The sequence below is a fragment of the Halarchaeum salinum genome (genome assembly GCF_039520965.1).
Lineage (GTDB): Archaea > Halobacteriota > Halobacteria > Halobacteriales > Halobacteriaceae > Halarchaeum > Halarchaeum salinum.
Map to the genome: position 1 here is coordinate 1 of NZ_BAAABL010000054.1, position 7,502 is coordinate 7,502.

At 57.4% G+C, this 7,502-nt stretch carries 5 protein-coding genes and 5 pseudogenes; 3 read left to right on the forward strand and 7 right to left on the reverse strand.

The window, feature by feature from the left end:
* Positions 1–913: 913 nt before the first annotated feature.
* The 3 genes and pseudogenes from ABDZ36_RS09325 to ABDZ36_RS09335 form a co-directional block, all read right to left on the reverse strand.
* Complete coding sequence (locus tag ABDZ36_RS09325; RefSeq protein ID WP_211313689.1) at positions 914–1,885, reverse strand: D-2-hydroxyacid dehydrogenase; 972 nt, start codon at positions 1,883–1,885, stop codon at positions 914–916.
* A gap of 306 nt (positions 1,886–2,191) precedes the next feature.
* A complete protein-coding gene (locus ABDZ36_RS09330; protein ID WP_211313690.1) occupies positions 2,192–2,758 on the reverse strand; it encodes a hypothetical protein in 567 nt (188 codons plus the stop codon).
* A pseudogene (locus ABDZ36_RS09335) lies at positions 2,667–3,101 on the reverse strand (transposase); the annotation flags it as partial. The pseudogene ABDZ36_RS09335 and the gene ABDZ36_RS09330, both read right to left, overlap by 92 nt.
* Before the next feature lie 266 nt (positions 3,102–3,367).
* Between ABDZ36_RS09335 and ABDZ36_RS09340 the strand changes: the two are divergent.
* Positions 3,368–4,129 carry an IclR family transcriptional regulator gene (locus tag ABDZ36_RS09340; protein WP_211313688.1) on the forward strand — a complete coding sequence of 254 codons (762 nt, stop codon included), beginning with the start codon at positions 3,368–3,370 and terminating at the stop codon, positions 4,127–4,129.
* A gap of 196 nt (positions 4,130–4,325) precedes the next feature.
* On the opposite strand, the gene ABDZ36_RS09345 is transcribed toward ABDZ36_RS09340, so the two are convergent.
* Both ABDZ36_RS09345 and ABDZ36_RS09350 read right to left on the reverse strand, forming a co-directional pair.
* Positions 4,326–5,357, reverse strand: a complete 1,032-nt coding sequence (locus tag ABDZ36_RS09345) for a zinc-dependent alcohol dehydrogenase (RefSeq protein WP_211313687.1) — start codon at positions 5,355–5,357, stop codon at positions 4,326–4,328.
* Positions 5,358–5,451: 94 nt separating this feature from the next.
* A pseudogene (locus ABDZ36_RS09350) lies at positions 5,452–6,143 on the reverse strand (transposase domain-containing protein).
* 114 nt (positions 6,144–6,257) lie between these two features.
* Between ABDZ36_RS09350 and ABDZ36_RS09355 the strand changes: the two are divergent.
* Positions 6,258–6,707, forward strand: a pseudogene (locus tag ABDZ36_RS09355) (transposase domain-containing protein); the annotation flags it as partial.
* Positions 6,708–6,844: 137 nt separating this feature from the next.
* Positions 6,845–7,094 (forward strand): annotated as a pseudogene (locus ABDZ36_RS09360) (transposase family protein); the annotation flags it as partial.
* Positions 7,095–7,251: 157 nt separating this feature from the next.
* Here the strand turns inward: ABDZ36_RS09360 and ABDZ36_RS09365 are convergent.
* Together ABDZ36_RS09365 and ABDZ36_RS09370 are read right to left on the reverse strand one after the other, a co-directional pair.
* Positions 7,252–7,377, reverse strand: coding sequence for an O-methyltransferase (locus ABDZ36_RS09365; RefSeq protein ID WP_343749292.1), 126 nt, complete (start codon positions 7,375–7,377; stop codon positions 7,252–7,254).
* 24 nt (positions 7,378–7,401) lie between these two features.
* Positions 7,402–7,502, reverse strand: a pseudogene (locus ABDZ36_RS09370) (IS5/IS1182 family transposase); the annotation flags it as partial.

A 7,502-nucleotide genomic window follows, 5' to 3' on the forward strand; every position in this document is an offset into this window, starting at 1 on the left:
CTTTGCGGCGATCTCCAGACATACTCTCGTATCAGGCGCCACCTCCATAACTTCCCCTAACCACTAAGCTCTCGTGCGGAACGGGACGCTCCACGTCTTGTCAACGACGCAACGCTTGTTTGCACGTTCATCGGTACGTTTACTACCCACACGGTCGAACGTAGTAGTACGATGCTCACCACGCCTCCGACGGTGTTCAAGCGTGGTTCGAAACGGCGTCGCCGTTTCGTCATCACGAAAGGCGCAGCGCGCCTTTCGAACGACGACAAGAAGCGCGCACCGTCGATTGTGGCCGAGTGTCCAGTTGGTAGGTGTGGGACACTCCGAACCACCCGTGAAGGGACGTCGCCTGTGGAGTCTGGAATCCCTGTGCATTCGGGTATAAATTCCGACACAGAAACAGGAAGCCCTGTCCTCAACAAGCGAGGGGCGGGTAGCCCCGAGCGCGGTAGGGCAGGGTAGTTCACTTACTTAACTTCGCACGTTAGACGAACATACCGTCGATTTGGTGCATTTGCCCGTTGATGCTGCGGTAGGGGCTGTTGAGTGCCCAGGAGAGAAGATTTTGAACGCTTTCGCGGAGGATCGTTTGACGTCGTTGCGGAGTGAGTTCGCACATGCGAGAAGTGTTCAAAGAGCGCTGTGTGCAGCACCGAACTTGAGGAGGTGGTAGGCCAGCATCAGCAGGTGCCGGTGCCGACTGGAACCTGCGTCATGCCGTAGCTCGCGGAACGCCACCGTGACCCACCACAGGTCAACGACGTCACCCAGGCGACTCGAAACGCCATCGTCAACATCCCCGCGTTTGACGATGAGTTCTCGGTTAACACCGATGGCGACTTCGGCTTCGCAACCGAATAGCCACAGCAGATCTCGGCTGGCAGCGCCCGTGATTTCGTAACGTCTCCCCCCGCTACTTGGGACCGGCGACCTGATTTTCAAGGTCGCGATACTCGCCTGTCTTGTCCACAGTCTCGAGGTTTCTCGAGAGGATATCCGCACACCGCTCGTAATAGTGAGGCGTACAGCCCGCCATATGGGGCGTTATTTGGACATTCTCGAAGTTCCAGAGCGGGTGGCCCTCCGGGAGGGGTTCGGGGTCGGTGACGTCGAGGGCCGCCCCGCCGAGTTCGTTCCCGCGCAGGGCGTTGAGGAGCGCATCTGTCTCGACGACGCGGCCGCGTGCGACGTTCACGAGCACGGCGCTCGGAGGCAGCGTCTCAAAGACGTCCGCGTCGATGAGCCCCTCAGTCGTCTCGGTCAGCGGGCACGCGAGCACGAGGTAATCCGTCCGGGAGATCGCGTCCTCGAACTCAGCACCTTTGAGGCCGACGATCTCGTCGGTCGGCCCGCCCTTTTCCGGCGTGTAGCGCGCACCGATTGTCCCGACCTCGAATGGCTCAAGGCGCTGGACGATGTCCTGTCCAATAGCCCCGAGGCCGACGACGGTCACCGTTGACCCCTTCAGCTCCCCCGCCTGATAGTGTTCCCAATGTCGGTCTTGCTGGCGCCGCCATCCTTCATCGAGGCGTCGCGCGAAGACGAGGAGGTTCCCGAGTACTTGCTCGGCCATGTTCGGGCCATGGACGCCGGAGGCGTTCGTGACGACCGCGCCGCGCTCGGCTATCTCCTCGAGGGGGAGATGCTCGTAGCCAGCAGCCAGTCCCGCGAAGAGCTGCATCGATGACGCCCGCTCAAGCAACTCCTCATCGAAGGTTAGTCCAGCCACGACGTCCGCGTCCTCGATCAAGTCGAGTTCTTCGCTTCGGGTTCGCGCGAGGATGACGTCATCGTCCGGTCTACGCTCTCGAATTGCCGCTGCGTACTCCTCTACGGGTATGCCGTGCGTCCCCTCACGTCGGATGAGTATCGTTCGATCCGTCATGATTCCGTCAACTGATGAGAGATACATAACTGTTCCGCTGATATACGCATCCATTTAGCTAAATTGAGGCGATAAGCCCCCTTCCTCAGCGAGCGCCGACCAAACGGAAGGGGCGAGCAGGGAGGGGATACAGCGTTCACGAGAGCAAAGCTCTTGTGCGCGAACGAGACGCTCTGCGTCTCGTCAACGTCACCAGAAGCCTCCGGCTTCTAGTTGGCAGCCAGAACGCAAAGCGTTCTGGCGACGCCCGCACGGTTCGGTGGAAGTTCCACCCACTCGCGACGTCGAAATCACCAATATCAACTTTCACCTCGTTAGTGGGAACTTCCCGTAAAACATCATCACTGACGAGACGGACGCCAGCGTCGGCGAGGCGTTCAACGGCCCGACCAGCGAACAGATCGAGGACCCCGAACCGGGCCTCGTCGGCGAAGACCCTCCGATTTCAAGCGGCTCACCGATCACATGACGCAGTTCCTCTCCGGATTCGCTGGGGCCGTCAGCTACTCGCAGGCTGCCGTCGGGGAACTTGTCAACCTGCCCATCTACCAACTTCTCAGCGGGAAATATCGTGGCGAGGTCCGCATCTACCGTGATTGTCACGCCGGTGCGCACCTTGATAAGGGCCAGAGCAAGCCCCTCGTAGCCTACGACTATGCCGCCGAAGCGGTCATCGGGGAGGGCTTTGACGGGCTGAAGTTCGACCTTGACGTCGCGGCCGGAGATGCCGACACCGCGATTCGACGACTCTCGAACGCTGCCGTCCAGCACAAAGTCAACATGACTGTTGGTCGCGCTCGTGGCCTTTCTTCCCAGCAGAAACGTACATTTCGTTGATTTCGACCGGTTCAACCAGATCGAGGGGAGGCGCATTGAGCGCTCTAGTGAAGCGCTCGATGCGCCGATGCATCGTTTTGTGAATTACGTCGATCTCGCACTGTATCTGGCGGAGGCTCGTGTTAAACCGGAGAAACGCGTATATCGGGAACAACCATTCCCGGAGTGCAATTTTCGAGTGAGCGAATATTGTGCCAGTTTTGTCGTTGAACGTGCGGTCGCAATTCTTACAGAGTTACCGCTGAAACTCTCGATAGATGCCGGTTCTGACCGTGTGATCAGAATGGCAGCGAGGACAGGTAACACCGTCACGCCAGCGAACCTTCGCCAACAGGTCCGCTGCGACCGATTCCAACCCAAACACATCTATCGGAATCATTCGTGTCGGGAACCGCTGCCGCGGTGCCCTTGTCTTCTTCGACTCCGTAGCCACCGCTCAACAGTATCAACCATCTCCAACCCAAGAGCGATCCTGCGATAGGAAGCGCCGATTCAGATGACTGAGCCGGACACGCCTCACCATGGATCTGTTGGGGGAATACCCACGGATCGCTATCCACGGTTACTCGGAGTCGAGCGGTGGGGAACGACCCAACGTTGGGCAATACCGAATGGTTGATATCACACAGATTGCTATGATGTCGTATGGCGAGCGAGGAACTGCGTGTCAAGTCGGCTGGAACGATGTTCGACGTGGTTGATGCGATAAAAGACCTAGACGAGCCGACGGTGACGAACATTGCCGAGCACATCGACGTGCCGAAGAGCACCGCACACGATCATCTGACGACACTTATTAATCTTGATCTCGTCGTTGCCGACTCTGACGGGTATCGGATCGGCGCTCGTTTCCTCGAATACGGCGGCTACGCACGCGAGAACATGCCCGTGTTCCGCGTCGCGCGGCCTGTCGTCAAGCGACTCGCCACCGAGACAGGCGAACATGCAAACCTTGGTATGGTGGAACACGGGCTCGCCGTATTCCTGTATAAATCGAAGGGAGAAGATGCGGTGACTATCGACACACACTCCGGTATGCGCGTGCCCGTACACACGACAGCGATGGGGAAAGCGATCCTGGCACACCACCCCCGAGAGTATGTCAAGGGCATCATCAGCGAGCACGGACTTCCGCGGATCAACGAGAGCACGATAACGGATCGTGAAACGCTCTATACAGAGTTCGAGAAGATCCGCAACCGCGGGTACGCGACGGACGATGGCGAGCGCGTCGACGGTATGCGATGTGTCGCGGCCCCGATATTCGACGAGAACGACGACGTCTTGGCCGCTGTGAGCGTCTCTGGGCCCGCCAGCCGAATGCACGACGAACGTCTTAAGAACGACCTCCCACAACGAGTAAAGAGCGCCGCGAACGTCATCGAGGTCAACTTGAAGTATTCGTAGCAGTCCCGCAGTTCGGTATTACCCGAGGCGCTCGGCGCGGTACCCTGGCTCTGACCGCAGTTTTTACGTAGATATGTCTGTAATTCAGCGCCTCGAAACCGACGGCTACTGTTCCGGCATTACCGAACGGCCCCGATAAGTTGGCTCCCTTGGCATTGAGGGCGAGCATCGCCGATTGAGAAGACGGGACGCTATCTCAATCGCCGAGAGAGAACGTCGGCTTACACGTTTTGGAAGACAGAAACGCCTCAAACGCCGCGGCCGGATTGTCCGTCGAATACGACGTATCCATTATTGTCGCGGCGTCGACGGCGCCGTCCTCCAGCAAGCGAAGCGCCTGCTCGAAGTTACGCCACGTCGATCCGTAGGACGTGTTGATACCGACTTCGCCGCGGACGGAGTCAGCGAGCGCAACCTCGCTGACGCCGTTCGGGATCCCGACTATCACGATCTGCCCGCCCTTTCGGACGTGCCCCACGCCGATCTTGACGCCGGAGTGGTGGCCGGTGGCGTCGAACACGACGTCGAACCCACCGCCAAGAGTGCGCTCCTCAACGACGTCGGACAGCTCCGTCTCCGCGACGTTGACCGTATCGATACCAAGTTCTTCGACGAGAGGGAGACGATACGCGGTGTCCTTCTCAAGTCCGGAGACGACGACGTTCGCGCCGAGTGAGTCGGCGATTGCGGCGGTTAGCACACCGATCGGCCCAGGCCCCTGCACGAGCACGGCATCGCCCGGTTCGAGGGTCGACTGCGTCAGCACCGCGCGCGCGGCGATACTTGTCGGTTCCGTGAGTGCCGCGTCTCGGAGCGGGACGCCCTCTGGCACGCGGTGGAGATGCTCAGGGTTGACAGTCACGTACTCCGTGTACGCGCCGTCGCGGTGCATCCCCGTAATGGAGAAGTCCTGACAGACGTTTGGCTGTCCGTTCTTACACTGGAAGCACTCGCCGCAGTCGTGGATCGGTTCTTCAACGACCTTCTCGCCTGGATTAATGGTCGTGACGTCCGAACCGACCGACTCGACGGTCCCGGAATACTCGTGTCCCATGATTCGAGGAATCGGTATCCAGTGATAGCTCTCGTCGTACTTGTAGGCGTGTGCGTCACTGCCACAGAGCCCGGCGGTGTGGACGCGCACCAACACCTCATCCGAGTTGGGTGTCGGAATCTCTCGTTCTTGTATCTCTACGCTCTCCGCACCAGTTTGGACGATTGCATCCATTGTAGCTCTACCGTCGGCTAATCGCTAGCCAACGAAGTGCGTGGTTCTACTTATCCTGTCTATTTATAATTCTGGGTACGGCCCCGTATCATGTTTAGTTAAGCGGGTACCACCAGATGACGAAGGTTTGCAACCGCGTTTCGGCGGTCTCCGGATCGACGTGGCTAAAACCATTGCTAAACAAGGAGGTATGACTTTTCATTCCTCTAAAGATATATTTGACAGCGTTCCAACTCCCATGACGGACGATTTGAAATCGGAGTCCTACTCGATGCAGGGCCGCCGCTAGGTGCTGAGCGTGATCGACGAGAAACACGGCGTTGCCGAGATGCGACGCATCTCGTCTGCCAACCAGAACGCAACGCGTTCTGGTGGCGTCGGAGACATCGTGTTTCTCACGCAACTCCCGGAGAAACTGCGGAGTCAATGCCGTCGTAGTTGTCGTAAACAGCCTCAGGGATAGGAACCTGTTTGTCTCTGGATCGACTGCGGTGTACAGCTAGAACTACTGACTATTGATCCGGATCACCGTCTCGTTGAGCGCAATGTGATCTTGACTCATTCGCTGGTGGGCTGTAGATTGGCCTTCTGCGCCCAATCGTAAACGGCTTTCCGAGAGCGTTTGACACCGAACTGCTCTAATTCTGAGACGGTATTCGATAGCGATAAACTAGACAGATGGAGGCGAATACCAAGTTGCATCAGCTTGCTCGGTGTCCGCTCTCGCTCCACAAAATCCAAGTCGATCCAGTTGCTATGACCGCTGAGGTATGAGGTTTCTACCATAGACCAGCACAAAATCACCACACATTAATTTTCAGCCATAGCTAAATACTGCCATCCCGATGGTAGTGTTCAGATAAGAATGACAGATGAGGTAGTTCGTTTTCTGAGTGCTCCATCCCCGAAAACAACCGCCTCAACGGATGTTTAGATGATATTAACATAGCGTTAGTTGAACGAGAAGTGTCAATGAGATTGTTGATGAAGATCAGTATTCAACTGTATCTTGCTGGACTCTCGCTTTCAAATACTGTTTTTGTTCTTGAGGTATTCGGTGTCAAGTGTGCTCAATCTACCGTTCATAATTGGGCTCACAAGGCCGATCTATAGCCCGAGACTGGTCGGTGTCCGGATCACATCGCAGTCAACGAGACTGTGATCCAACTCAACGACGAACAGTACTGGCTGTATGCCGTTACCAGAAACCATAGGTTTCTAGTTAGCGAACGAGATGCGTCGCATCTCGTCAACGCCGTGTTTCTTGTCGATGGATCGCACTCGTTGCAAGATGCGTGTCAGCGCCACGGCTATAATTTCAGATACGAGAAACATGGAAATCGGAATGCCAAAGCTACGACGCCGCATGGTCCGACAACTACAACGTTGGGAGTCTACGACCTGATGTTCTGGAGTATCCAGATCATCATGCTTCGGGAGGGCATTGACCGTACAAGGAACATACGGACGCCGAGGTCGAGCAAGTCAGACAGGCGACGTTCAAGTGTACGAACGACGCTTGCTGGATGGGCGAGTACCAAGCGGACATGAACGGAGCGGTGAACATCGCAGACCGCTACCTCAGCGGAGAGAGCCATTCAAGAGAACACACCGATGGCGATGACTCAGCTGAGGATGAGGGCATTTGACGCCCCGCAAGATACCCACGCCGATGCTACCACGCAAGAGACGCGTGGACGTATGCGTCTTGAAACCAGAGGGCCACGCCCGGCCTGAAATCCCGTGGCGGGATTCCCACGTTAACGAGACCTTTGGTCTCGTTCGCCCACCAGAACGCAAAGCGTTCTGGGGACGTCTTTAGGTGCGGGTGGAGGTCAAGGTGGATCGGGTATTCGGTCGTGGCTTGACGGCTGTAACTGGCGGAGAGCGATGGTCAGGGGCGGTAGGCACTCACAGCGAGGCCGGACCCAATCGGCACGATGCTCGTCTCGAATGCATCATCGTCGCGAACGGCCTCTATGTGCTCGGTGATACCGGCGGTATGTTCGGACGGCTTCATTGAATCCGCAGAGGGCGACGGGATTCACTGTTTCACGGCTTGTTCGACGTTGTAGACTGCGGCGGCGAGCACAATTTCACGAAACTGGCGATACCACGCTCGCGCTCGGACGGCGGAGCCGTACG